Source organism: Streptomyces sp. NPDC055140, from assembly GCF_053607285.1.
The window spans coordinates 138,698-160,834 of record NZ_JBSGTG010000010.1 but is presented as its reverse complement, the minus strand read 5'-3'; the positions used below and the strand labels follow the sequence as shown (position 1 = coordinate 160,834).

Below are 22,137 nucleotides of genomic sequence, written 5' to 3'. Positions count from 1 at the left end.
CGGCAACTGCCTTTCGCGGTACGGAGTTCGGTGCCTGTCCAGCTTGATCCCGTGGCCCCGCCGGGCCGGGCCGCCGCACTACATGATTGTGTAGTGGCCTGCGGCGCGCCGCGCTTGCGCTCGCCCGGCGGACGTGACAAAGGACCGGCCTGGCGTCGGCCCGGCCGTGCCGTAGGACCGGCCGCGACATGAGACCGGACGTGACATGCGAAAGGGGTACGCGATGGACGGGGTGCTGTGGCGCAATCGCGCGATGCTGCTCTTCGACCGGATCCCGATGCCCGTCGCGGTGTGCGGACCACGCGGGACGATCATGCTGGCGAACGCGGCGATGGCCGCCGAGTGCGACACCACCCCCGGCCGTCTGAAGGGCCGGGACATCCTGCGTCTGTTCCGCCCTCGGGACGAGTCGCAGCTCCACCGGATCGCCGAGGCGCTGCGTCTGCGGCGGCGCTCCCGCTATCAGGTCTCGGTCACCTGGAAGACGCCGGACGGGGCGCTCCGGGAGGGGGAACTGACGGTGGACCCGGTCAGCGACACCGTCGACCGGACGCCGGATCTGCTCGTCATGCTGCGGGTCGACGGCGAGCGCCCGGCCGCTCCCGACCGGCCGAAGGCGACGGCAGGGGCGGCCGAGTCGCGCATCCTTGAGCTGCTCGCCGCCGGTGCCACCACGGCGCAGGCGGCCCGCGATACGGGCCTGACCACGGACGGCGTCAACTACCACCTGCGGCGGCTGTCCCGGCGGTGGGGCGCGACGAACCGTACGGAACTGGTCGCGCGCGCCTACGCGTCGGGCGTGCTGGCGCCCGGGGTGTGGCCACCGCGCGCCGCGGCACCGGGCGGCTGACGGCTGACGGCTGACGGCTGACGGCTGACGGCTGACGGCTCTCCGTAAGGGACGGGGTTATGCCTCGTCCATGCCCGGGACCGGCGCGCCCGAAGGCAATCCGGCCTCGACGTAGGCGTCGTAGCGGACCTTCCACGGGGCGAGCGTCCCCGCGTGCGGGCCGTCGACGCTCTCGCCGCGGTCGGCCGCGTCCAGGGCGTCGAGGCAGACCTCCCAGCCCGCGGCGTTACGGGCCGCGGTGTCGGCGGCCTCCAGGACATTGGTCAGGGTGAAACGGGTGTGCCCCTCGTCGAGCGTCTCCAGGTCGAAGCGGAGTTCGTCGCCGCCCCAGCTGAAGGAGAGGTGGCGCGGCGCGTCCACGGCGAGGACGCGGCCGGTCGACTCCGGCATGTTCGGGTCGCCGTGGAAACGGATCACGCCACCCGCGCGCAGCTCGATCTCGACCTGGGAGGGGAACCAGTGCGCGAGTTCGGCGGGGTCGGTGACGTATCGCCAGACCCGCTCGATCGCGTGGTCGTACGTGCGGGTGAAGCGGACGGCGGGGCGGCCGTCGTCGAGCGGGGCGTAGCTGCCGGTGGAGCCGGGGTGCGGGGTCGTCATGGCCTTCAGTCCTTCGCTGGTTCGTCGTCCTCGGGGGCGTGGGCGTCGAGGCGGCGCCCGAGCGCGTCGAGGCGGTCGTTCCACAGGCGCCGGTAGGGCTCGAGCCAGGCGTCGAGCTCGGCGACCGGCCCCGGGTCGAGCCGGTAGACGCGGCGCTGGGCTTCCTGTTCGACGTCGACCAGGCCCGCCTCGCGCAGAACCCGCAGGTGCTTCGAGGTGCTGGGCTGGCTCAGGCCGCACGCCTCGACGATCTCACCGACGGGCCGCGGACGCTCGAGCAGCAGCGCGACGATGGCGCGGCGGTGCGGGTCGGCGAGTGCGGTCCAGACGGCGGGCGCGGGCATGGATCCAATATGCCTCATCGGTTATATGCCGGTCAAGGAATGTAAGCGTCCTGCACCCACCGTGCCAGCGGTGACGACCCCCTCGGCCGCGGCAGCTCCCGGATAGTGTTCGAAGGTTGAAGCAGCACAGCTCTCGCCACCCGGACCCGGAGCCGCCATGTCCCAGCCGTCCCGCCCGTACGTCCTGCTGTCCGCCGCCGTCTCGCTCGACGGCTGCCTGGACGACACGGGGCCCGAGCGCCTGCTCCTGTCCAACGCCGAGGACTTCGACCGGGTCGACGCAGTGCGCGCGTCGTGCGACGCGATCCTCGTGGGGGCGGGCACTCTGCGGGCCGACCGGCCGCGGCTCCTGGTCAAGTCGGCGCAGCGGCGCGCCGACCGGGTGGCCGCCGGGCTGCCCGCGTATCCGCTGAAGGTGGCGGTGACCGCTTCGGGCGACCTGGACGCGGGGGACCCGTTCTGGACGACGGGCGGCGACAAGGTCGTGTACACCACCGACGCCGGGGCGGTCCTCGCGCGGGAGCGGCTCGGCGCGCTCGCCGAGGTGGTCACCCTCGGGGACACCGTCGACTGGGCGAGGGTGCTCGACGACCTGGCCTCGGCGCACGGCGTACGGCGCCTGATGGTGGAGGGGGGCGCCCGGGTCCACACCCAACTGCTCCAGCTCGGCCTGGCCGACGAGGTGCAGCTGGCCCTGGCGCCGCTCGTCGTGGGCGAACCGGAAGCGCCCCGGCTCTTCGGCCCCGGCGCGTACCCCGGCGGCAGCCTGCACCGGATGCGGCTCCTGGAGACCCGCCCGGTCGGCGACGTGGTGCTGATGCGGTACGCGCCCTGCGCGCCGGGCACCGACGGCTCCCCCACCGCGGCCGACCGGCACTGGCTCGCCCTCGCCTGCGCCCTCGCCGCGGACTGCCCGCCCTCCGAGACGGCATTCAGCGTCGGTGCGGTGATCGTCGCGAGTGACGGCACGGAGCTGGCACGGGGGCACTCTCGGGAGGGCGGCGATCCGGTCGTGCACGCGGAGGAGGCGGCGCTCACCAAGATCGACCCGGCGGACCCCCGGCTGCGTACCGCCACCGTCTACAGCAGCCTCGAACCGTGCGCCCGACGCGCGTCACGGCCCAAGCCCTGCGCGCGGCTCATCCTCGACGCGGGCGCGCGGCGCGTGGTGACGGCCTGGCGGGAGCCCGACACCTTCGTGGCGGGCGCCGACGGCATCGGAATCCTGGAGGACGCGGGCGTGGCCGTCGCGGAGATCCCGGACCTAGCCGAGGCGGCAATTCGCCCCAATCGGCACCTCATTCCGGCCACAAGTACACATAAGGAATAAATAAGCGCAGAATGAGGGTGCGTGGCAATCCGCCGCGCGACACGGTCAGACTTCGAAACCTAAGGAGTCGATTCTCATGGCCGACGTTCACCACAGGCCTGACCTCTCCAGTCACCCTGATGTCTCGGAAATGCGGGACCGGTACGCGCGCGTACTCGGTGGCCGCGATGTGGCGCTCATGGACGCACCGGTCTTCCTGATCGGTCTCTACTGCGCCATCTCCCCCTTCGTGGTCCACTACAGTGCCACCCAGCCCCAGCTCGCGACCCATAACCTGATCATGGGCATCGCGATCGGAGTCCTGGCCGTCGGGTTCGCCGTCACCCCGACCCGGATGTACGGCCTCAGCTGGGCCATGTGCGCCATGGGCGCCTGGATGATCATCGCGCCGTGGATCGTGGGATCCAGCCCCGACCTGGGAGTCATCCTCAACAACGTGATCATCGGTGGTCTCATCGTCGTGCTCGGGCTCTTGTGCGCGACCCTGTCGATGAAGAACAGCCGGGCAACGCAGTAGGCGACGCCGCCCCACAAGAGTCGGCAGATCCAACGGAATCGGGAGTCACGGACGGCCCGGGAGCGCTCACACCGCTCCCGGGCCGTCGCCGCTCCAGGGTGACAAGGGCGATGCCCGCGCACGCGGCGGCGAGCAGCGCGGCCTCGGTGGCTCCCGGAGCACCCTCCGTGCCCAGAGCCCAGTCGCCTGTCCGCACCGTGAACGGCACGGCGAGCTGGACGGCGGCGGTGAACACGGGCCCCTTGAGCAGGATCAGCCGGTGCTGCACCAGATAAGCGGGGGCGTACACGGCGCCCCCGAGCAGCGCGATCCCCGCCCACTGCGCCGGCGACGGGGGATGCGCGAGGAGCCCCGGCAGGGCGAGGGGCAGCAGCATCACGGTGGCGACGGCGAGGAGCACCGGCAGTACGGCCAGTGGTGGCAGACCGGCGAGGGTGCGCCGGTAGAGGAACCCGTACACCGCGAACCCGAGCATCCCGGCGAGCGCGAGGAGCAGGCCCGGTGCGTCGAGGGTGCCGTGGCCGCCGAGTGCCGCGTAGGCGCCGGTCGCCGCCGTCGCGAGGAGGGCGCCCGCCACGGAGCGTGCGCTCGCACGCTCGCCGAACCAGAGCGCGCCGATCGCCACGCCCGCGCACGGCATGAGGGCGACGACGAGGTTCGTGAGGGAGGTGCCGACGCGCGGGATGGCGAGGAGGGTGCCCGCCGCGTATCCGGCGAAGCCGAGCAGGGCCAACAGGGAGACCAGCCAAGGGCATTGGACCACTTGACGCAGTTGCGCGCGCCCCGAGGAGCGGGCGGCCGCGAAGGCGGTGAGGACGACGCAGCACACTGCGGTGCGCCCCATGGCGACCGTCAGGGGCCCGGCGGCTTCGACGAGGGCACCGGACATGAGCCAGGTCCCGGCGAGCAGCGCGACGAGTACCGTCGCGAGCAGCGGCACGAGCGCGCGCCCGGCCGCCGGGAGACGCCTCTTCTCGGTCACGCCCTTACGCATGCTCTCGCTTCCCCTGAGTCACGGTCACGCGTCCGTCGAGTCTGTCACCGTCGGCAGCCAAGTCGCGGAAAGATCAATGGATTTGGGGAGACGATGGCTCGTCCTGGACATGGTGGAGGCCGAGCAGTCGCGGATGGGGTGGAGTGCAGATGAACGAGTTCGATCCCGGATCGGCGTCCGGAACGGGCGCCGGGGGCCCTTGGGAAACGGGCGCCGCAGGCGTGCTGCTTCTGCCCTCCGGACGGACGGTTCGCGGGCGCGGCCTGCGCCGCCCGCTCCCGCCGGGCCCTTCACCCTCGTACGCGGTCCATCTCCTCGGCCGGCGGCCGCCCGACGTCGCGTGGGAGTCGCGGTGGCTGCGGTGGCCCGACTTCTGGCTGCCGAGCAACCGTGCAAAGGCCCGGGAGGTGTTCACGGAGGCGTGGGAGCGGGCCGCCGGGGAGCGGGTCGAGTTCGCGTGCGGCGGTGGCCGCGGGCGGACCGGGACGGCGCTGGCCTGCCTGGCCGTCCTGGACGGCGTACCGGCCGAGCGCGCCGTGGAGTTCGTGCGCGGGAACTACGACGCGCATGCGGTGGAGACGCCCTGGCAGAAGCGGTACGTGCGGCAGTTCTCGGGCTGACACCACTTGCCGGAACCGGACAGCGCCGGGCGCCGGCGCCGGAAAATGAGTTGCGCCGGTCCGGCCGTCGCCCCGCATCATGGTCGGGCCACGCCCCCGACAGCCCTGGAGCACGGAATGCGTCATTCCTTCGAAGCAGTTCAGCGCCCTGACCGGACGAACTCTTTCGAGGACTCGACCTTCCATGCATACCCAGCCCCCGCGGCACACCCTGAACATCGGCATCCTCGCCCACGTCGACGCCGGTAAGACCAGCCTCACCGAGCGCCTCCTCTTCGACACCGGCGCGATCACCCGCCTCGGCAGCGTCGACGCGGGCGACACCCGTACCGACACGGGCGAGATCGAGCGGCAGCGCGGCATCACGATCCGCTCGGCCGTCGCCGCGTTCACCGTCGGCGACGTCCAGATCAACCTGATCGACACCCCTGGGCACTCCGACTTCATCGCCGAGGTCGAGCGCGCCCTCGAAGTCCTCGACGGCGCCGTGCTCCTGCTGTCCGCCGTGGAGGGTGTCCAGGCCCAGACGCGTGTCCTCCTGAGGACGCTGCGCCGGCTGCGGCTGCCCACGCTCGTCTTCGTCAACAAGATCGACCGGGCGGGCGCGCGGGACGAGGCGCTGCTCGACGAGGTCCGCCGCCGTCTGACCCCGCACGTCGTGCCGCTCACGGAGGTCCACGACGCGGGCACCCCGCACGCCCGGACAGACCCGCGGCGCCTCACCGACCCGGCCGTACGGGCCGCTGTCGCGGAAGCGCTCGCCGAGGTCGACGACTCGGTGCTCGCAGGCCTCGTCGACGGCCCCGAACCGACCACCGCCGACCTGCGCCGCGCCCTGGCGGCCCGCACCGCGGACGGCTCCGTGCACCCCGTCCTGTTCGGCTCGGCCCTCGGCGGTCAGGGCGTCGCCCAACTCGTCCAGGAGATCCCCCGGTTGATCCCGGCCCCTCCCGCGGTACGGGCCTCCGAAGCCGCACCGCGCGGCACCGTCTTCGCGGTACGACGCGGCCCGACTGGCGGGCGAGTGGCCTATCTCCGCCTGTACGAAGGGGAGGTGACGGAACGTCAGCGAGTGACGTTCCTGCGGGACACGTCCGACGGCTCTGTCACCGAGATCCCCGGACGGGCCACCGGCCTCGACGTGGTGGGGCGAACGACCCACACCCTCACGGCCGGGAACATCGGTGAGCTGCGGGGAGTGCCGGACGTCCGGGTCGGCGACCGGCTCGGCCCGCGCGACGGCCCCGGCCGGGCGCCGGGTTTCGCGCCGCCCACGCTGGAGACCCTGGTACGCGCGGTGCGCCCCGGCCGCTCGGCGGCCCTGCGGAGCGCGCTCCTCGACATCGCGGGGCAGGATCCGCTCATCCACGCGGAGGCCGCGCCCGACGGAAGCACCGCCCTGCTGCTCTACGGCGAGGTGCAGAAGGAGGTCCTGGCCGCGACCCTCGTCCAGGACTACGGCATCGAGGCCGTCTTCGAGCCGAGCCGCATCCGTTGCGTCGAGCGACCCGCCGGCACCGTCGAGGTGTACGAGGACATCACGAACAGTCGCGAGACGGGATTCTGTGCGACGGTCGGGCTGCGCGTGGAGCCGGGGCCACGGGGATCCGGGCGGGTCTTCGCGTACGAGACGGAGCTGGGCGCGCTGCCCCGCGCGTTCCACCAGGCCGTCGAGGACACGGTGCACGCGACGCTCGCCGAAGGGCCGCGCGGGTGGCCCGTGACGGACTGCCGGGTCACGCTCGTCCGCTCCGGGTTCTGTTCGCCGATCAGTGTCGCCGGGGACTTCCGGGGACTGACGCGGCTCGTCCTGCGCCGCGCTCTGGAGCGGGCGGGGACGACGGTGCACGAGCCGGTGCACTCGTTCGAGGCGGAGATCCCGCTGGACGCCCTCGCCGCTGTGACCGCCCGGCTCTCCGCCGCGGAGGCCGAGTTCGGTGACACGACGGGCGGCACCACGTCCTGGGTGGTCACGGGCACGCTTCCGGCCCGCAAGGTCCGGGAGGCCGAGCTCGCTCTGCCGGGGCTGACGCGCGGGGAGGGCGTGTGGTGGTCCCGGGTGTCCGGCGACCGACTCGTGCGTACGCCGGAGCATGCGGCGTAGGCAACGGTTCCGCCCGCGCCATGCCCCCGCGCCCCGGGACTCCCGCGTGTCGCGGCGCACGCGGGGGTGAGCCACGCTGGAGGGAAGCGGGACGCGACGCGTGAGCGGGAGGTGGCGCAGGCCATGGCGATGGAGCCCGTCGAGGCGCTGGAGCGGGTCGCCTTCCTCCTGGAGCGCACGCTCGCGCCCCCGTATCGGGCCGGAGCCTTCCGTACCGCCGCCCAGGTGCTCGGTGCGCTGCCGGACGGGGAGGTGGCCGAGCGCGTCGCGGCCGGGACGCTCGAATCGCTCAAGGGGGTCGGGCCCAAGACGGCGCAGGTGGTGCGGGAGGCGCTGGCGGGCGAGGTGCCGGACTATCTGGAGCGCCTGGAGAGCGAGGGTGCGGCGGCGCCGCTCACCGAGGGCGGTGAGCGGCTGCGCGCGCTGCTGCGCGGCGACTGCCATCTGCACTCCGACTGGTCGGACGGCGGCAGCACCATCGAGGAGATGGGCCGCGCGGCGATCGCCCTCGGGCACGATTGGGCGGTGTTGACCGACCATTCTCCGCGCCTGACGGTGGCGCGCGGCCTGTCGCCGGAGCGGTTACGTGAACAGCTGGCCGTAGTGGCGGAGTTGAACGAGCGCTGGGCGCCCTTCCGGCTGCTCACCGGCATCGAGTGCGACATCCTCGCCGACGGGTCCCTCGACCAGGAACCCGAACTCCTCGACCAGCTCGACGTGGTCGTCGTGTCGGTCCACTCCAAGCTGCGTATGGACGCTCCGGCGATGACGCGCCGGATGGTGGCCGCGGTGACGAACCCGCTCGCCGACGTGCTCGGACACTGCACGGGACGGCTCGTGACGGGAAGGAACAGGGTGGGGCGGGGCCGCCCCGAGTCGCAGTTCGACGCGGAGGCCGTGTTCGCGGCGTGCACGGAGTCGGGCACCGCGGTCGAGATCAACAGCCGCCCCGAACGCCTCGACCCGCCCCGCCGGCTGCTGCGCGAGGCCGTGGCGGCGGGCACGCTGTTCTCCGTCGACACGGACGCGCACGCCCCGGGCCAGCTCGACTGGCAGCCCCTCGGCTGCGCCCGCGCCGAGGAGTGCGAGGTACCGGCCGACCGCGTGGTGAACACGTGGCCGGCCGACGAACTCCTCGAGTGGACACGAACGCGCCGGGTACCGAGCCGGGCGGGGTAGGTGCGGGGCGCAGGGTGTGACGCCCCCCGCGCAGGCTCCCTACCTCTCCCCCGCCGCACCCCGCTTCGTCCCGATGACCACGGTGGCGTACAGGTCGTCGTCCGTCACCACCCGGGCCGACAGACCGCTGCGGGTGACCGCCGCGACGGCCTCGGCGGCCTGCTGTTCGCTGGTCTCCACGAAGAGGTGTCCGCCCGGGGCGAGCCACTGAGGGGCCCCGGCCGCGACGCGGCGCATGATGTCGAGCCCGTCGGCGCCTCCGTCGAGCGCCATGCGCCGCTCGTGGACACGGGCCTCGGGCGGGAGCAGGGCGACGTCTCCGGTGGGGACGTAAGGGCCGTTGGCGGCCAGGATGTCGACGCGGCCCCTGAGTGCCGCGGGCAGGGGCCCGTACAGGTCGCCCTCGTGGACCTCGCCGCCGAAACGCGACACGTTCCGGTGGGCGCAGCGCACGGCTGCCGGGTCCAGATCGGCCGCGTGGAGTTCGGCGGGGTCGGCGTGGGTGGCGAGCGCGGCGGCCACGGCACCGCTGCCGCAGCACAGATCGAGCACGACGGCCCCGGCGGGTGCGAGGGCGGCCGCCTGGCGGGCGAGGAACTCGGTGCGGCGCCGCGGTACGAAGACACCTGGTTCGAGCGTGATGCGCAGACCGCAGAACTCCGCCCAGCCGACGACGTGTTCGAGGGGCAGGCCCTCCACGCGGCGCTCGACCATAGCGGCGAGTTCGTCCGGCGTACTGGCCGTCGACAGGAGGATGTCCGCCTCTTCCTCGGCGAAGACGCAGCCCGCTGCTCGCAGTGTGGCGACGACGGCGGGGTGGTGTGACGGGGGTGACGGGTGAACCGACATGTATGAAGCATGACCTTTCGGGATGCCGATGGGGCTCCCGACGACCTGCGGCCACCTACGTCCGGTGGACCGCCGGGGTCTGCGAAGGGAGCACCCGACCTGACACAGCGGTAATGGGGCTCACCTCCTCGGCCGAAGCGCTGCTGGGAGCGGTAACACTACCCCAGTCGTCGCCGTGGCCCGGCCGGGAGTTGGGGCCGCCGGCGGGTTGCCGACCGGCCGCCGAAGTGCCCGTTCCTTGTGCGCCGGGAGGCGGGGGGCAATCACTCCGCGTGACCGTCGACCACTCCTCGCCTTATCGAACATTTCGGGCATATCGTTGATTAGGCACACCAGCCTGCCTCCGCACACCGCGCCGGCTCACCCACCCCGAGCCGGCCTCCGCACATCGAGCCGGACGACTCAAGGACAGGGGGTCGCCATGCTGGCGGAACTGCTCACGGCCGTGGCCGCGACCGCTTCGGTCTGCGCTGTCTACGCCGCCGCGGCGGCCCGTGTCGTCAAGCAGTACGAGCGGGGCGTGGTGTTCCGCCTCGGCAGGCTGCACGGGAACATCCGCGGACCGGGGTTCACCACCGTCATTCCCGGTATCGACCGGCTGCACAAGGTCAACATGCAGATCGTCACGATGCCGGTGCCCGGGCAGGACGGCATCACCCGGGACAACGTCACGGTGCGGGTCGACGCCGTCATCTACTTCAAGGTCGTCGACGCCGCCAACGCGATCGTGCAGGTCGAGGACTATCGGTTTGCGGTCTCGCAGATGGCGCAGACGTCGCTGCGGTCCATCATCGGCAAGAGCGACCTCGACGACCTGCTCTCGAACCGCGAAAAGCTGAACCAGGGCCTTGAGCTGATGATCGACAGCCCGGCCATCGGCTGGGGCGTGCAGATCGACCGGGTCGAGATCAAGGACGTGTCGCTGCCCGAGACCATGAAGCGGTCCATGGCGCGGCAGGCCGAGGCCGACCGCGAGCGGCGCGCCCGCATCATCAACGCGGACGCCGAACTCCAGGCCTCCAAGAAACTCGCCGAGGCGGCGGCCCAGATGTCCGAACAGCCCGCAGCGCTCCAACTCCGGCTCCTGCAGACCGTGGTGGCCGTCGCCGCCGAGAAGAACTCGACCCTCGTACTGCCCTTCCCGGTAGAGCTCCTGCGGTTCCTTGAACGGGCCCAGCAGCCCGCTCCCCCACCGCCCGCCGTCGAGGAGGGCGGACACGAGAAGCCGGCGAGCCCCGAGGAATGACGGCGCCACACAAGCGCGTTCGCACCGGCATGGACACAGCTGACGCGGCACGGCGGTTCGTCGGGACCTGGGAGCGGGGGTGGGCGCGGCACGACGTCCCGGCGCTCCTCGCCCTCTACGCGGAGGACTGCGTGCACCGCTCGATGCCGTTCAGGGAGCCGCACCGGGGGCGGGCGGCGCTCGCCGACTATCTGCGCTGGTCGTTCGAGGACGAGCGCCCGCTCGACGTGCGGTTCGGACCGCCGGTGGTCGGCCCGGACGGACTGGCCGTCGCCGAGTTCCGGGTGGTGGCGGAGGAGGGCGGCGAGGTCTCGACGCTGGCGGGCTGCGTGTTCGTACGGTTCCGTGGTGACGGCCTCGCCGTCGAGACGCGGGACTACTGGCACCAGAGCGGCGGTCGGCAGGAACCCGAGGGCGGACTGTTCCTCGGGGAAGCGGACAGCCCGACACGTTGAGGGGTGCGTTCCTCGTCCGTCCGACCCGGGACATCTGATGTCCGATGCCTTGGTAGCGTAGAAACGGCCCGGGCGGCGGGTCCAGGTGCGTCCAGAGGTGGGGAGACCGCTCATGCCCGGTGCCAGGCCGGTCCGGCCACTGCTCCGGCAGGAAGTCGCCGACGGCATCAAGCGGTACATCCTCGAGAACCGGCTGCACCCCGGCGATCCGCTGCCCACGGAGACGGAGCTGTGCGAGGCGCTCGGCGCGAGCCGGTCCAGCGTCCGCGAGGCGGTCAAGATCCTGCACGCGCTCGACATCGTCGAGGTCAGGCACGGCCACGGCACGTACGTGGGGCACCTGAGCCTGTCCGCCCTTGTCGAGAGCCTGACGTTCCGGGGGCTGCTGAGCCCTGACGACGACGTGCAGGTGCTCGCCGACCTCGTCGATGTGCGTGAGCTGTTCGAGCGCGGCATGGCCGAGCGGATCGTCGCGTCGCTCAGCGGCGAGCAACTCGACGCGCTGGAACGTCTGGTGACCCGGATGAGCGACGCCGGTGTCAGCGGTGACAGCCAGGGGCTCATCGAGGCCGACCGCGCATTCCACGCCCTGCTCGTCGCACCGCTCGGCAATGACCTGATGGGCCAGCTCTCGATGGCGTTCTGGGATGTGTACGCCATCGTGGCTCCGCAGATCGACGGCTTCACGCACACCGAGCAGGCGGAGACCGTCGCCGCGCACCACAGCATCGTGACGGCGGCCCGCGCGGGCGACGCGGCGGCGTTCGTCCAGGCCATCGGTGAGCACTACGCGCCGGTCCGACGGCGCATCTCCGAGGCCCGCACGCGCTCTTGACGGTCCCCTGCGGCGCCCGTAGGACGATCCCGACCTCCTCACGCCGACCACAGCTACTCGGACGACGACGGCGCGACCTGGCACCGCCGCATCACATCGATGGTCAAGAACCCCGCGTGGGGCGGCCCGTTCGCCGCGTCCGGTGAGGGCATCCAGCTGCGCCACGGCCCGCACAAGCAGGCGGCCGGTGCGGGCGCCGGTGACGCCCGCGTGACCACACAATCCCTGCGGCCGGGTGACCGCCGTGGGAATGTGACCTCTACCGTTCCTAGAGACTGAGCGGGAGTGAGTCCTGTTGCCAGAACCCATGCTCAGTCGTGTGCCCCGAACGGCGACTGCCCGGTTTGCCTCCACGCGGTCTCGCCATTCCTGGCCGCGATGCGGAAACCGCACCTTTGCAGCGAGCAGGTACCGGCCGTGCTTGCTGTTGGCGTACGAGGCGAGCGGGGCCGGGAGTTTGATGGACACTTCGCCGTCGGGGCAGACGCGGATCGTCTCGTTCCCGTACCGCTTGCCCGACTCGCCGTCCGCCTGCAGGAACCAGCGCTCCGCCTCCCACCGCTGCCGCCACTCCTGCTCGCTGAGCTGGGCCGTGGCCAGGTGGTGGCGGTTGTTCATCAGACGCTTGCCGCCGCGTACTACGTGCACCCACCCGGCCTCCCGGTCGGCCCGCACCGACGCGAGACGGTGCTCCAGTGCTGCAAGGCGGCGGGATTTGGCGTGCCACTCTCTCCGGGACCGGTAACCACCCGGAGCCCGCTTGCTGCCACTCTCCCCGACCGGCAGCAACAGGCGGTGCGCGATGGTCCTGATTCCGGCTTCGAGGTTCTGGATGTGTGCCATCTGTCCGCGCCGGGACAGCGCCCACTGATCATGTGTGGCCTTCGTGAGCGCACCCGCCCACCTGGACGACGACTGCGCCGTCAGCTCCCGCTTCCTCGCCGCCCACGTCTGCGCCGAATGCTGCAGACCATCCCGGCAACGTGACATGAGATCCCGTGACGCGAGCGCGCCCAGGTGCACGCCGACCAACGTGAGGACCTGCTCATCCGCGGCCGTGAGGTGCTTGAGACGGTCACGTACCGCCACACCAGAAGGCCCTGGCGCGACGAACGGGCGGGCGGGCGGGCGGGCACACGCAGCCCCGAAACTGACCGCCCCGTCCTCCCGCGCACCCCACCCACCCCGCTCCACCCTCTGACCCGCTTGCCATACCGGACAACGAACCACGCGGAGGGAGGTCACGCGTTCCCCTCTCGAACGTCCAGGCAACTCACTTGGTGTCACCGAGTAGATCGGGATGCACTCGCATATATGCGCTTGTGCTCTGTAATGAGTTGAAAATCAAAAACAGTTGAATACCCCTTGACCGCCCCCGCGGGGTGCGACTTAAGGTGACGCCAGGACGTAGGACGTCTTACGTCTGATGCCCTACCCCCTCTGAACCGAAGAGAACCCGGAGCGCCGCCATGCCCCTGACCGCACCCCTGCGCGGGGTCGTCCCGCCCGTCTGCACCCCCCTCGACGAGACGGGTGAGGTGGACACCGCCTCCCTCGCCCGTCTCGTCGAGCACCTCGTCGCGGGCGGCGTGCACGGACTGTTCGCCCTCGGCTCGACCAGCGAGGTCGCGTATCTGACCGACGAGCAGCGTGCCGTCACCCTTCGTACCGTCGTGGAGGCGGCGGCGGGCCGGGTCCCCGTGCTCGCCGGTGTCATCGACACGACGACCGCGCGCGTCATCGCCCACGCGCGCGTGGCCGCCGAGCTCGGCGCCGACGCCCTGGTCGCCACCGCGCCCTTCTACACGCGCACCCACCCCAAGGAGATCGCGGGCCACTTCCGCACCCTGCACGCGAGCGTGGACCTGCCGCTGTTCGCGTACGACATCCCGGTCGCCGTCCACAGCAAGCTCCCGGCGTCGCTGGTGCGGGAGCTCGCCGAGGACGGCACGCTCGCCGGTCTCAAGGACAGCAGCGGCGACGAGGGCGGGCTGCGCCGGCTGCTCGTCGAGCTCGGCGGCCGCGACGGCCGCACGGGCGGGCCCGCCCCGCACTTCTCCGTCCTGACCGGAGCCGAACTCACCGTGGATTGCGCCCTGTTGGCAGGCGCGGACGGCGTCGTACCCGGCATCGGCAACGTCGACCCCGCCGGATACGTGCGCCTCTACGACGCCGCACTGGCCGGTGACTGGGCGCTCGCCGCCAAGGAGCAGGAGCGTCTCGTGGCGCTGTTCGGCATGGTCGACGTGGGCCCCGAGGCCGACATGGGGCGCAGCTCGTCCGCGCTCGGCTCGTTCAAGGCGGCCCTGCGGCTCCTCGGGGTCATCGAGTGCGGCGACACGGCGTTCCCGCAGATCCAGCTCGGTGAGGAGTCCGTCGCCGAGGTCGCGCGGCACCTGCGGGCCGCCGGGCTCGCGCCGGTCCGATGACGGTCACGGGTCCGGCGATCGGCCTCGACCTCGGAGGCACGAAGATCGCCGCCGCGCTCGTCGCCCCGGACGGCACGGTCCTCGCCCGGCACACGCGGGCCACGCCCGCGTCCGACGGACCCGACGCCGTGCTCGACGCGCTCGCCGCCGCGGCCCGTTCGGTCGACGGCGGCACCGGCCCCGGCGTCCTCGGGGTCGCCGCGGCCGGGGTGATCGACCCGGTGACGGGCACCGTCACCAGCGCCACGGACTCGATCCGCGGCTGGGCCGGCACGGCACTGGCCGCCGGTCTCGCGGCCCGTACGGGCCTCCCGGTCGCGTGCGACAACGACGTACGCGCGACGGCGGCCCCCGAACTGGCCGCCGCCGGCGCGGGCGCGTCCCTCGTCTACGCGGCAATCGGCACGGGTGTCGGCGGCGCGGTGGCCGTGGGCGGGCGCATGGTGCACGGAATCGCGGGCATCGCCGGCCATCTCGGCCATGTGCCGAGCCCCGAAGCGGCGGGGCTGCCCTGCACCTGCGGCGGCACAGGGCATCTGGAGGCCGTCGCCTCGGGACCGGGGATCGCCGCGCTGTACGGGCGGCTCACGGGCCGCCCCGTGAGCCGCCTGGAGACCGTGGCCGAGCGGGCCTCGTCGGGTGAGGAACCGGCCGCGCGTGCCATCGTGACCGGCGCGGTCGCCGCGGGCCGGGTCCTGGGCGGGCTCGCCAACACGCTCGGGCCCGACCGGGTCGTCGTCGGCGGCGGAGTGCCGCGCATCGGGCCGCTCTACTGGGACACGCTGACCGAGGCGTTCGCCGCCGAACTCATGCCGCCCCTGGCCCGGCTACGGCCCTCAAGGCCCCTCTTCGGGGCCGACGCCGCCGTCATCGGCGCCGCGCGGCTGCCCTCCCAAGTGCCGCTGCACGCGCCGCCGTCCTGAACATCCCCTCCCTGGAGACCTCGATGAACGACCCCGCGCCCTCGTCCCACGTCGCCGACCTGCTCAACGGCAGGCTGATCGTCTCCTGTCAGGCGCCGCCCGGAGATCCCATGCGCGACACCGGCACCCTCGTACGGCTGGCCCGGGCCGCCACGGCCGGCGGGGCGGCCGGGATCCGGGCCAACGAACCCGAGGTCATCGCCGCGATCTCCGCCGCCGTCGACCTGCCGCTCATCGGACTGTGGAAGGACGGGGACACCGGCGTCCACATCACGCCGACCGTCCGGCACGCGCTGGCCGTCGCCGAGGCGGGCGCCCACGTCGTCGCCGCCGACGCGACCGCGCGCCCCCGGCCCGACGGCGGTACGTTCGCCGACATCGTGGCGGCGGTGCACGCCGCCGGGGCCCTGGTGATGGCCGATGTGGCGTCCTTCGACGAGGGCGTCGCCGCGGCCGCCGCCGGCGCGGACTTCGTGTCGACGACGCTGTCCGGCTACGTGCCCGGCTCCCCGCGCCAGGACGGTCCCGACCTCGATCTGGTGGCCGCGCTCTCCGCCGCGCTGGCCGTCCCGGTCGTCGCAGAAGGCCGTATCAGCACCCCCGAAGAGGCCGCGCTGGCGCTCGCTCGGGGTGCGCACAGCGTCGTCGTCGGCACCGCGATCACCGCACCCACCGCGCTGACCTCGCGTTTCGTGACCTCGCTCCCCCGTAAGTAGTTCCCGCTCAACCCCCACTCAGGCCGTACCGCACCCCACACCGCAGACGGGACTCGACGGCGAGTCCTTCCGGCATCCTGGAGTAATCGTGCACACCGCAGCCAAGCCACCGCTCCCCTGGTACCGCGAGGTGAGCCGCACCCAGTGGAAGGCGTTCTTCGCCGCCTGGATCGGCTACGTCCTCGACGGGTTCGACTTCGTCCTGATCACCCTCGTGCTGACCGAGATCAGCTCGGACTTCGGCCTGAGCACCGTTCAGGCCGCGAGTCTGATCTCCGGCGCGTTCATCACGCGCTGGCTCGGCGGAGCGGTCCTGGGCGCGCTCGGCGACCGGTACGGCCGCAAGCTCTCGATGGTCCTCAGCATCCTGCTGTACTCCCTGGGCACCTTCGCGTGCGGCTTCGCGTGGGACTACACGAGCCTGTTCGTGGCACGCCTGGCGATCGGGATGGGCATGGCCGGCGAGTACAGCGCCAGCGCCACGTATGTCATGGAGAGCTGGCCCACACGCGTGCGCAACCGGGCCAGCGGCTTCCTGATCTCGGGTTTCTCGATGGGCTCGGTGCTCGCCGCTCAGGTCTACAACTGGGTCGTGCCCACAATGGGCTGGCGCTGGATGTTCTATGTGGGCCTCCTCCCGATCGCCGTCGCCCTGTGGATGCGGCGGGCGCTGCCGGAGGCGGCGGACTGGAACGAGTCGGTCGGCAAGCAGGCCGAGAAGGAGCGGCCGAACCCGTTCCGGCCGCTGTTCGCGACCCCCGCCAGGGCGACGGTGAACGTCGTCCTCGCCGTGGCGGCCACCGTCTCGCTGTTCGCCGTCTTCACGCCTGTCGGCGACGGGCTCGTGCCCGTGCTGTCCTTCGTGGCCGCGGCCGCGCTCATCGCGTTCGCCGTGCAGCTGGGCGGGCGCAGGAGCTGGCTGCTCTACGTGTCGATGATCGTGACGATCTTCTTCGCGTTCCTGTACTCGTGGCCGATCCAGGCGCTGCTGCCGACGTACCTCAAGACCGAGCTGGGCTACTCGCCGGAACAGGTCACCGACGCGCTGTACTTCGCGGGCTTCGGCACGATGGCGGGCTGCTGGCTCGCGGGCTTCGCCGGGGACTGGATGGGCACGAAGAAGGCGTACGCGCTGACGCTGCTCGCCTCGCTGGTCTTCGTCTTCCCGGTGTTCGCGGTGCGCGACAGCCTTCTCCTGCTCGGCGCCCTGCTCTTCGTGCTCCAGGCGACCAGCTTCGGCATCTCCGGGCTGCTGCCCCGGTACATCGGCGGCCACTTCCCCACCGAGAACCGCGCCGCCGCGCTGGGGTTCACCTACAACGTGGGCGCGCTCGGCGGGGCCGTTGCGCCGGTGCTCGGCGCGCATCTCGCCGCGGGCATGGACCTGGGGCGTGCCCTGGCCGTGCTGACCTTCGCGGGGACGGTGATCGTGGTCCTGCTGGTCGGCTTCGACGTACCGGGACGCCTGAACCGCCTCACCGACCCGGACGGCACCGTCGACCACCTCGCGGAAGCGACACCGCAGACCGCGTCGTCGGCGTCCTCCGATGCGGTCCCCGCGGCGTCCCGCTGACACACGGGCCCCGCCACCGTCAGCCCTCTGTCCAGGGGCGAAGCTTCTCCGGGTTGCGTACGGCCCAGATGTGGGTGATCCGGTCGCCGGAGACGCGGAACGCGAACACGGTGACGGTGACGCCGTCCTGCTGGGCGACCAGGCCGGGCCGGCCGTTGACCGTGCGCTCCAGGAGAGTCAGGTCGGGCGCGAGGCGGGCGACGTTGAGATAGGCGTGGGCGACCCGCTCGCGACCCGTGATCGGCCGCCGCAGGGCGCCGACCAGGCCCCCGCCGTCGGCGATCACGGTGGCGTCGGGGTCGAGGAGGCCCACGAGGGCGCCCACGTCCTTCGCCGCCCAGGCCTGTTTGAACTCCCGGACGATGCCGGCCTGCGCGGTCGTCGGCCCGGCGGGGGCCTGCGAGTCACGGATGCGGCGGCGGGCCGAGGAGGCCAGTTGGCGGCAGGCCGCCGGTGTGCGGCCGACGATCTCGGCCACCTCGGCGAACGCGTAACGGAAGACGTCGTGCAGGATGAAGGCGACGCGTTCGGCCGGCGTCATGGATTCCAGTACGACGAGGAAGGCCATGTCGACCGACTCGTCGAGGGTGATCCGGTCCGCCGGGTCCGCCGCGGCGCCGTCGGTCCACTCCCGGCGCTCGGGAAGCGGCTCGGGGATCCACTCGCCCACGTACCGCTCCCTGCGCGCACGGGCGGAGCCGAGCAGATTGAGGCAGATGCGGCTCGCGACCGTCGTCAGCCAGGCGCCGGGGGATTCGATGGCATCCCGTTGCGGCCGGTCCATGCCGTACCACCGGACGTACGTCTCCTGCACGACGTCCTCGGCGTCGGCCAGCGAGCCGAGGAGCCGGTACGCCAGATTGATCAGCTGGCGCCGCTCGCTCATGATCGCGTCCAGGCCCGGATCGGGCGGATGACCGTGTGCCGTCTCGGATCGGTTGGTCATGGTGTCGCGCACTCCCTTGCCTCGGCCTCGTACATGCCCTCCATCTCTTCGACGGGACAGGCCTTCGGAATGTGACGTCGTTCCCGTCGCCTCACATTCCGGAGGGCTGCGTTGTCGTCACAGGCATACGGAACGGAGGAAGCCGATGACCGACTTTCAAGCGATTGCCGATCGCGTAGAGATCGAGGCGCTGCGCGGTGAGTTCACCGACGCGGTGATGATGCGCGACCGCGCCCGCCTCGCGTCCCTGTTCACGGAGGACGGCGTGCTGCGGATGCCCGACGCCTCCATCGAGATGACCGGCCGGGAGGAGATCCGCACCGGGGGCGAGCGGCTCCAGGCCCAGTGGGACTTCTTCGTGCAGAACACGCATCCGGGCGTGATCCGGATCGACGGCGACACCGCGACCGGCCGCGCCTACATGCAGGAGATCGCGCGCTTGCAGAGCGGTTTCCAGGGCCTCAACTACGCGATCTACCACGACCGTTACCGCCGCACCGACGAAGGCTGGAGGTTCGCCGAGCGGGTCTACGAGATCAGGTACCTCGACACCACCCCGCTGACGGGCTCGGCGCCGGCCGGGAACCCCCACGCGATCCAGGAGGCACGATGACCGTCTCGACTCCCACCGCACAGTTCACCGACCCCGCGTCCGCGGACCGCTTGGAGCGGGCGGCCGCCGCGCTGGCGGCGCACCGCTTCACCGTCGAGATCCTCGATGACGCCGCCGCCGCGCGGACCCGGGTCGAGGAGCTGATCCCGGAGGACGCCAGTGTGTTCACCGCGGCCAGCGAGACGCTGCGGCTGGCCGGCATCGACGACGACATCAACACCAGCGGCCGGTACCGGGCTGCCGTCAAGCCCCGCGCGGTGACCATGGACCGGGTCACCGAGGCGGACGACATCCGGCGCCTCGTCGCCGTCCCCGACGTCGTCGTGGGCAGCGTCGCCGCGCTCACCGAGACCGGCTCCCTCGTGGTGGCCTCGGCCAGCGGAAGCCAGCTGCCCGCGTACGCCGGTGGCGCCGGGCGCGCGATCTGGATCGTCGGGGCGCAGAAGGTGGTGCCCGACCTGGACACCGCGCTGCGCCGCCTCGAGGAACACGCCCTCCCGCTCGAAACCGCCCGCGCCCTGGAGGTGTACGGACAGCCCAGCTCCGTCAACCAACTCCTGGTCCTCAACGCGCAACCCCTCACGGGCCAGGGAATCGTCCTGCTGCTCCGCGAGGCGATCGGGTTCTGAACCGACGCTTGACGCAGCCTCCCCCAGCTGACGCCGGGGGAGGCTCAAGGCGCGTGTGGCTGTCAGGCCGTGACGTCGATGTACGTCGAGGGGCCGTAGCTGGATCCGCTGACCGGCGTGACGTACATGCGGACGGTCCTGCCCTCGGTGAGGTCTCCGCCCTTCCACGGGCTGCAGTAACCGGCGGTGTGGCCACGGGTGTCGACGCGCCGGTCCATGATGCCGTCATAGTTGTAGTCGAGCGCGGTCTCGATGCCCCAGCCGTCCGACTTGGTGTCGCACGCGCGGATCGCGTCGCCGGGGGTCGAGCCGTCCGGGTCGGCGTTCCACGTGGCGCTGCCGGCACCGCTGGGCGCGTAGATGGTGACCGTCCCGGCCCAGGCCTGGCCCTGCAGGCCGGCCACGAGACCGATCGCGCAGGCACCGGTGGCGAGCGCTCTGATCACGGTGCTTCGGGTCTTCATGATGTTCCCTCCCCTTGCCGGCGGGCCGGTGCCCGCCGACGCTCGGGAGGAGAATGCCATACGTAGATCAACTCCGGGAGACGGGACGCCCGTTCCCCGTACCGCTCACTTCTCCACCAGCCGCTCCATGAGCGCGGTGGCCTCGGCGAGCGTGCGCAGTTCGGCCTCGTCGAGCTCGCCGGCCAGGGCCTGGACGAGCCAGCCGTGCTTGGCCGCGCGGACCGAGGCAAGGGTGCTCCGGCCGCTCTCCGTGATGGCGACGACGGACTGGCGGCCGTCGTCCGGGTCGGGCGTGCGCGCCACGAAGTCCCGTTCCTCCAGGGCGGCGAGGGTGAGCCGCATCGACTGAGGCCGCACGTACTCGGCGCGCGCGAGCGCGGCCGTGGTGGCGGGGCCCTCTCCGTCGAGGCGGGCCAGTACGGTCCGTTGCGTCGGGGTGAGGAGGCTGTCGGGCGACGCGGTGCGCAGTCGTCTGAGCAGCCGTCCGACGACGGTGGAGAGATCGGCGGCCACCTGTTCGGCGAGCGGCTCGTCCGCGGGTTCTCGCTGCATGGCCCCACCGTAGAAGGCCGACAGGCAGCCTTGCAATTTCGCCCGTTTTCGCCTGACGGGCCGACGCGCGGAAACCATCGGCCGCCGCCCCTCTTCCCGCTGGTCCGACCAGTCGGTATGTTCACCTCCTGCGGACCCGTTCCAACTCGTCCTCCCTCACCGCTTCGGCCCACGGAGACCCCATGACCCAGCACGCGCCCGGCATCCAAGGACACTGCGACGCACGCTTCGACGCCGTTCGCGCCGCCTTCGAGGAGAACTTCGAGGAGCGCGAGGAGCTGGGCGCGGCCGTCACCGTCCTGATCGACGGCGCGCCCGTCGTCGACCTGTGGGGCGGCTGGGCCGACGCGGCCCGCACGCGCGCGTGGGAACGCGACACGGTCGTCAACGTGTGGTCGACGACGAAGGGCCCGACGGCTCTGTGCGCCCACATCCTCATCGACCGCGGCCTGCTCGACCCGGACGCGCCGGTCGCCACGTACTGGCCCGAGTTCGCCGCGGCCGGCAAGGAAGGCGTACTCGTACGTCATCTGCTGTCGCACCGGGCCGGGCTCGCCGGGCTGCGCGAGTCGCACTCCCTGGAGCAGCTCTTCGACTGGGAGCTCACCACGTCCCGGCTCGCGGCGCAGGAGCCCTGGTGGGAGCCCGGCTCGGTCTCCGGCTACCACGCGCTGACGTACGGGTTCCTGGTCGGCGAGGTCGTCCGGCGCGTCAGCGGTCTGCTGCCAGGTGCGTTCCTGGAGCGCGAGGTGACGGGCCCGCTCGGCATCGACTTCACGATCGGACTGCCGGACAAGGAGGCGGGCCGCGCGGCGGAACTGGTGCACCCGCGCGCGCAGGCCACCAGCGAACAGGCCGCGATCTTCTCCCAGTTGGCGCCCGCCGCCCTCGCCGCACTGACCAACCCGATCGCCGGCGCGTCGGAGGCGAACACCGCGGCATGGCGCGCCGCCGAGATCCCGGCCGCCAACGGTCACGGCACGGCGCGCGCCGTCGCCGCGCTGTACGCGATCGTCGCGGGCAAGGGCCGCTCCGGCGACCGGCAGATCCTGTCGCCGGAGGGCGCCGAGCGGATCCGCGAGGGTCAGGGCAGCTGCCGCGACCTGGTCCTGGGGGCCGGATTCACGCACGAGACGGAGCTGGGTCTCGGGCTCTGGCTGAGCGGACCGAACGGCTCGTACGGGCCCAACCCGCGCGCGGTCGGACACGACGGCTTCGGCGGCTCGTTCGGATCGGCCGACCCCGAGTCGGGTGTCGCGATGGGCTATGTGATGAACCGGATGGGCCCTCATATCGCCGACGACCCGCGCAAGATGGCCCTGATCAGCGCGGTGTACGACGCTCTCGGCTGAGATCCGACCGCCGGAAA

General features: G+C 72.1%; 23 protein-coding genes and 2 pseudogenes. 17 read left to right on the top strand and 8 right to left on the bottom strand.

What is annotated here, in order from left to right; genetic code table 11:
• Nucleotides 1-205 precede the first annotated feature (205 nt).
• Nucleotides 206-850: a LuxR C-terminal-related transcriptional regulator gene (locus ACWFR4_RS20960; protein ID WP_453653871.1), complete on the top strand. Its 645-nt coding sequence runs from the start codon at nt 206-208 to the stop codon at nt 848-850.
• A 57-nt stretch (nt 851-907) separates the two neighbouring features.
• On the opposite strand, the gene ACWFR4_RS20955 is transcribed toward ACWFR4_RS20960, so the two are convergent.
• Both ACWFR4_RS20955 and ACWFR4_RS20950 read right to left on the bottom strand, forming a co-directional pair.
• On the bottom strand, nt 908-1,450 hold the full coding sequence (locus tag ACWFR4_RS20955) for an SRPBCC family protein (RefSeq protein WP_453653869.1): 543 nt from the start codon (nt 1,448-1,450) through the stop codon (nt 908-910).
• Between the two features lie 5 nt (nt 1,451-1,455).
• Nucleotides 1,456-1,794, bottom strand: coding sequence for an ArsR/SmtB family transcription factor (locus ACWFR4_RS20950; protein WP_453653867.1), 339 nt, complete (start codon nt 1,792-1,794; stop codon nt 1,456-1,458).
• Between the two features lie 157 nt (nt 1,795-1,951).
• Between ACWFR4_RS20950 and ACWFR4_RS20945 the strand changes: the two genes are divergently transcribed.
• Nucleotides 1,952-3,124 carry a dihydrofolate reductase family protein gene (locus ACWFR4_RS20945; protein WP_453653865.1) on the top strand — a complete coding sequence of 391 codons (1,173 nt, stop codon included), beginning with the start codon at nt 1,952-1,954 and terminating at the stop codon, nt 3,122-3,124.
• Between the two features lie 76 nt (nt 3,125-3,200).
• Complete coding sequence (locus ACWFR4_RS20940) at nt 3,201-3,641, top strand: SPW repeat protein (protein WP_453468682.1); 441 nt, start codon at nt 3,201-3,203, stop codon at nt 3,639-3,641.
• Here ACWFR4_RS20940 and ACWFR4_RS20935 read toward each other — a convergent pair.
• Entirely contained in the window at nt 3,577-4,635 is a 1,059-nt protein-coding gene (locus tag ACWFR4_RS20935; protein ID WP_453653863.1) for a DMT family transporter, read from the bottom strand. The genes ACWFR4_RS20940 and ACWFR4_RS20935 overlap by 65 nt on opposite strands.
• Nucleotides 4,636-4,784: 149 nt before the next feature.
• Here ACWFR4_RS20935 and ACWFR4_RS20930 point away from each other — a divergent pair, with 149 nt between their 5' ends.
• From ACWFR4_RS20930 to ACWFR4_RS20920, 3 genes are all read left to right on the top strand, one after another.
• Nucleotides 4,785-5,255 carry a phosphatase domain-containing protein gene (locus tag ACWFR4_RS20930; RefSeq protein ID WP_453653861.1) on the top strand — a complete coding sequence of 157 codons (471 nt, stop codon included), beginning with the start codon at nt 4,785-4,787 and terminating at the stop codon, nt 5,253-5,255.
• 184 nt (nt 5,256-5,439) lie between these two features.
• Nucleotides 5,440-7,359 (top strand): tetracycline resistance ribosomal protection protein Otr(A), encoded by a 1,920-nt coding sequence (gene otr(A), locus ACWFR4_RS20925; protein ID WP_453468911.1) that lies wholly within the window; start codon nt 5,440-5,442, stop codon nt 7,357-7,359.
• A 129-nt stretch (nt 7,360-7,488) separates the two neighbouring features.
• A complete protein-coding gene (locus tag ACWFR4_RS20920) occupies nt 7,489-8,538 on the top strand; it encodes a PHP domain-containing protein (protein ID WP_453654030.1) in 1,050 nt (349 codons plus the stop codon).
• Nucleotides 8,539-8,577: 39 nt separating this feature from the next.
• Here ACWFR4_RS20920 and ACWFR4_RS20915 read toward each other — a convergent pair whose 3' ends face one another.
• Nucleotides 8,578-9,387: a putative protein N(5)-glutamine methyltransferase gene (locus ACWFR4_RS20915; protein ID WP_453653859.1), complete on the bottom strand. Its 810-nt coding sequence runs from the start codon at nt 9,385-9,387 to the stop codon at nt 8,578-8,580.
• Nucleotides 9,388-9,808: 421 nt separating this feature from the next.
• Between ACWFR4_RS20915 and ACWFR4_RS20910 the strand changes: the two genes are divergently transcribed.
• From ACWFR4_RS20910 to ACWFR4_RS20895, 4 genes and pseudogenes are all read left to right on the top strand, one after another.
• The gene (locus ACWFR4_RS20910; RefSeq protein WP_453653857.1) at nt 9,809-10,633 is read left to right on the top strand and encodes a slipin family protein; all 825 of its coding nucleotides are present in this window, start codon (nt 9,809-9,811) and stop codon (nt 10,631-10,633) included.
• 29 nt (nt 10,634-10,662) lie between these two features.
• On the top strand, nt 10,663-11,088 hold the full coding sequence (locus ACWFR4_RS20905; protein ID WP_453653855.1) for a nuclear transport factor 2 family protein: 426 nt from the start codon (nt 10,663-10,665) through the stop codon (nt 11,086-11,088).
• Nucleotides 11,089-11,200: 112 nt separating this feature from the next.
• Nucleotides 11,201-11,923: a FadR/GntR family transcriptional regulator gene (locus tag ACWFR4_RS20900; RefSeq protein WP_453469116.1), complete on the top strand. Its 723-nt coding sequence runs from the start codon at nt 11,201-11,203 to the stop codon at nt 11,921-11,923.
• 42 nt (nt 11,924-11,965) lie between these two features.
• Nucleotides 11,966-12,100, top strand: a pseudogene (locus tag ACWFR4_RS20895) (exo-alpha-sialidase); the annotation flags it as partial.
• Between the two features lie 147 nt (nt 12,101-12,247).
• On the opposite strand, the pseudogene ACWFR4_RS20890 reads toward ACWFR4_RS20895, so the two are convergent.
• Nucleotides 12,248-12,913: pseudogene (locus tag ACWFR4_RS20890) on the bottom strand (IS200/IS605 family accessory protein TnpB-related protein); the annotation flags it as partial.
• A gap of 479 nt (nt 12,914-13,392) precedes the next feature.
• On the opposite strand from ACWFR4_RS20890, the gene ACWFR4_RS20885 reads away from it, so the two are divergent.
• The 4 genes from ACWFR4_RS20885 to ACWFR4_RS20870 all read left to right on the top strand — a co-directional run bounded on the left by ACWFR4_RS20885 (nt 13,393) and on the right by ACWFR4_RS20870 (nt 17,564).
• Entirely contained in the window at nt 13,393-14,352 is a 960-nt protein-coding gene (locus ACWFR4_RS20885; protein ID WP_453469115.1) for a dihydrodipicolinate synthase family protein, read from the top strand.
• The gene (locus tag ACWFR4_RS20880) at nt 14,349-15,275 is read left to right on the top strand and encodes an ROK family protein (protein ID WP_453653853.1); all 927 of its coding nucleotides are present in this window, start codon (nt 14,349-14,351) and stop codon (nt 15,273-15,275) included. Before ACWFR4_RS20885 ends, ACWFR4_RS20880 begins: the two co-directional genes overlap by 4 nt.
• A 23-nt stretch (nt 15,276-15,298) precedes the next feature.
• Nucleotides 15,299-15,991 carry an N-acetylmannosamine-6-phosphate 2-epimerase gene (locus ACWFR4_RS20875; protein WP_453469556.1) on the top strand — a complete coding sequence of 231 codons (693 nt, stop codon included), beginning with the start codon at nt 15,299-15,301 and terminating at the stop codon, nt 15,989-15,991.
• A gap of 88 nt (nt 15,992-16,079) precedes the next feature.
• Entirely contained in the window at nt 16,080-17,564 is a 1,485-nt protein-coding gene (locus tag ACWFR4_RS20870) for a sialate:H+ symport family MFS transporter (RefSeq protein WP_453653851.1), read from the top strand.
• A gap of 19 nt (nt 17,565-17,583) precedes the next feature.
• Here ACWFR4_RS20870 and sigJ read toward each other — a convergent pair whose 3' ends face one another.
• The gene (sigJ, locus tag ACWFR4_RS20865; protein ID WP_453653849.1) at nt 17,584-18,510 is read right to left on the bottom strand and encodes an RNA polymerase sigma factor SigJ; all 927 of its coding nucleotides are present in this window, start codon (nt 18,508-18,510) and stop codon (nt 17,584-17,586) included.
• Nucleotides 18,511-18,655: 145 nt separating this feature from the next.
• On the opposite strand from sigJ, the gene ACWFR4_RS20860 reads away from it, so the two are divergent.
• Complete coding sequence (locus ACWFR4_RS20860) at nt 18,656-19,123, top strand: nuclear transport factor 2 family protein (RefSeq protein WP_453468440.1); 468 nt, start codon at nt 18,656-18,658, stop codon at nt 19,121-19,123.
• Nucleotides 19,120-19,752: an LUD domain-containing protein gene (locus ACWFR4_RS20855; RefSeq protein WP_453653847.1), complete on the top strand. Its 633-nt coding sequence runs from the start codon at nt 19,120-19,122 to the stop codon at nt 19,750-19,752. Before ACWFR4_RS20860 ends, ACWFR4_RS20855 begins: the two co-directional genes overlap by 4 nt.
• A 62-nt stretch (nt 19,753-19,814) precedes the next feature.
• Here the strand turns inward: ACWFR4_RS20855 and ACWFR4_RS20850 are convergent, their stop codons facing one another.
• Both ACWFR4_RS20850 and ACWFR4_RS20845 read right to left on the bottom strand, forming a co-directional pair.
• Nucleotides 19,815-20,216 carry a hypothetical protein gene (locus ACWFR4_RS20850; RefSeq protein ID WP_266570640.1) on the bottom strand — a complete coding sequence of 134 codons (402 nt, stop codon included), beginning with the start codon at nt 20,214-20,216 and terminating at the stop codon, nt 19,815-19,817.
• 105 nt (nt 20,217-20,321) lie between these two features.
• Nucleotides 20,322-20,768 (bottom strand): MarR family winged helix-turn-helix transcriptional regulator, encoded by a 447-nt coding sequence (locus tag ACWFR4_RS20845; RefSeq protein ID WP_116513140.1) that lies wholly within the window; start codon nt 20,766-20,768, stop codon nt 20,322-20,324.
• Between the two features lie 182 nt (nt 20,769-20,950).
• Between ACWFR4_RS20845 and ACWFR4_RS20840 the strand changes: the two genes are divergently transcribed.
• Nucleotides 20,951-22,120, top strand: coding sequence for a serine hydrolase domain-containing protein (locus ACWFR4_RS20840; protein WP_453468442.1), 1,170 nt, complete (start codon nt 20,951-20,953; stop codon nt 22,118-22,120).
• The last annotated feature ends 17 nt before the right edge of the window (nt 22,121-22,137 follow it).

Bases quoted from the DNA above. Each gene is read 5' to 3' on its own strand.
- ACWFR4_RS20850 (WP_266570640.1), bottom strand. From the start codon at position 20,216: ATGAAGACCCGAAGCACCGTGATCAGAGCGCTCGCCACCGGTGCCTGC.
- sigJ (WP_453653849.1), bottom strand. From the start codon at position 18,510: ATGACCAACCGATCCGAGACGGCACACGGTCATCCGCCCGATCCGGGC.
- ACWFR4_RS20900 (WP_453469116.1), top strand. From the start codon at position 11,201: ATGCCCGGTGCCAGGCCGGTCCGGCCACTGCTCCGGCAGGAAGTCGCC.
- ACWFR4_RS20845 (WP_116513140.1), bottom strand. From the start codon at position 20,768: ATGCAGCGAGAACCCGCGGACGAGCCGCTCGCCGAACAGGTGGCCGCC.
- ACWFR4_RS20880 (WP_453653853.1), top strand. From the start codon at position 14,349: ATGACGGTCACGGGTCCGGCGATCGGCCTCGACCTCGGAGGCACGAAG.
- ACWFR4_RS20855 (WP_453653847.1), top strand. From the start codon at position 19,120: ATGACCGTCTCGACTCCCACCGCACAGTTCACCGACCCCGCGTCCGCG.
- ACWFR4_RS20875 (WP_453469556.1), top strand. From the start codon at position 15,299: ATGAACGACCCCGCGCCCTCGTCCCACGTCGCCGACCTGCTCAACGGC.
- ACWFR4_RS20905 (WP_453653855.1), top strand. From the start codon at position 10,663: ATGGACACAGCTGACGCGGCACGGCGGTTCGTCGGGACCTGGGAGCGG.
- ACWFR4_RS20885 (WP_453469115.1), top strand. From the start codon at position 13,393: ATGCCCCTGACCGCACCCCTGCGCGGGGTCGTCCCGCCCGTCTGCACC.
- ACWFR4_RS20930 (WP_453653861.1), top strand. From the start codon at position 4,785: ATGAACGAGTTCGATCCCGGATCGGCGTCCGGAACGGGCGCCGGGGGC.
- ACWFR4_RS20910 (WP_453653857.1), top strand. From the start codon at position 9,809: ATGCTGGCGGAACTGCTCACGGCCGTGGCCGCGACCGCTTCGGTCTGC.
- ACWFR4_RS20840 (WP_453468442.1), top strand. From the start codon at position 20,951: ATGACCCAGCACGCGCCCGGCATCCAAGGACACTGCGACGCACGCTTC.
- ACWFR4_RS20860 (WP_453468440.1), top strand. From the start codon at position 18,656: ATGACCGACTTTCAAGCGATTGCCGATCGCGTAGAGATCGAGGCGCTG.
- ACWFR4_RS20960 (WP_453653871.1), top strand. From the start codon at position 206: ATGCGAAAGGGGTACGCGATGGACGGGGTGCTGTGGCGCAATCGCGCG.
- ACWFR4_RS20920 (WP_453654030.1), top strand. From the start codon at position 7,489: ATGGAGCCCGTCGAGGCGCTGGAGCGGGTCGCCTTCCTCCTGGAGCGC.
- ACWFR4_RS20945 (WP_453653865.1), top strand. From the start codon at position 1,952: ATGTCCCAGCCGTCCCGCCCGTACGTCCTGCTGTCCGCCGCCGTCTCG.
- ACWFR4_RS20940 (WP_453468682.1), top strand. From the start codon at position 3,201: ATGGCCGACGTTCACCACAGGCCTGACCTCTCCAGTCACCCTGATGTC.
- ACWFR4_RS20935 (WP_453653863.1), bottom strand. From the start codon at position 4,635: ATGCGTAAGGGCGTGACCGAGAAGAGGCGTCTCCCGGCGGCCGGGCGC.
- ACWFR4_RS20955 (WP_453653869.1), bottom strand. From the start codon at position 1,450: ATGACGACCCCGCACCCCGGCTCCACCGGCAGCTACGCCCCGCTCGAC.
- ACWFR4_RS20950 (WP_453653867.1), bottom strand. From the start codon at position 1,794: ATGCCCGCGCCCGCCGTCTGGACCGCACTCGCCGACCCGCACCGCCGC.
- ACWFR4_RS20915 (WP_453653859.1), bottom strand. From the start codon at position 9,387: ATGTCGGTTCACCCGTCACCCCCGTCACACCACCCCGCCGTCGTCGCC.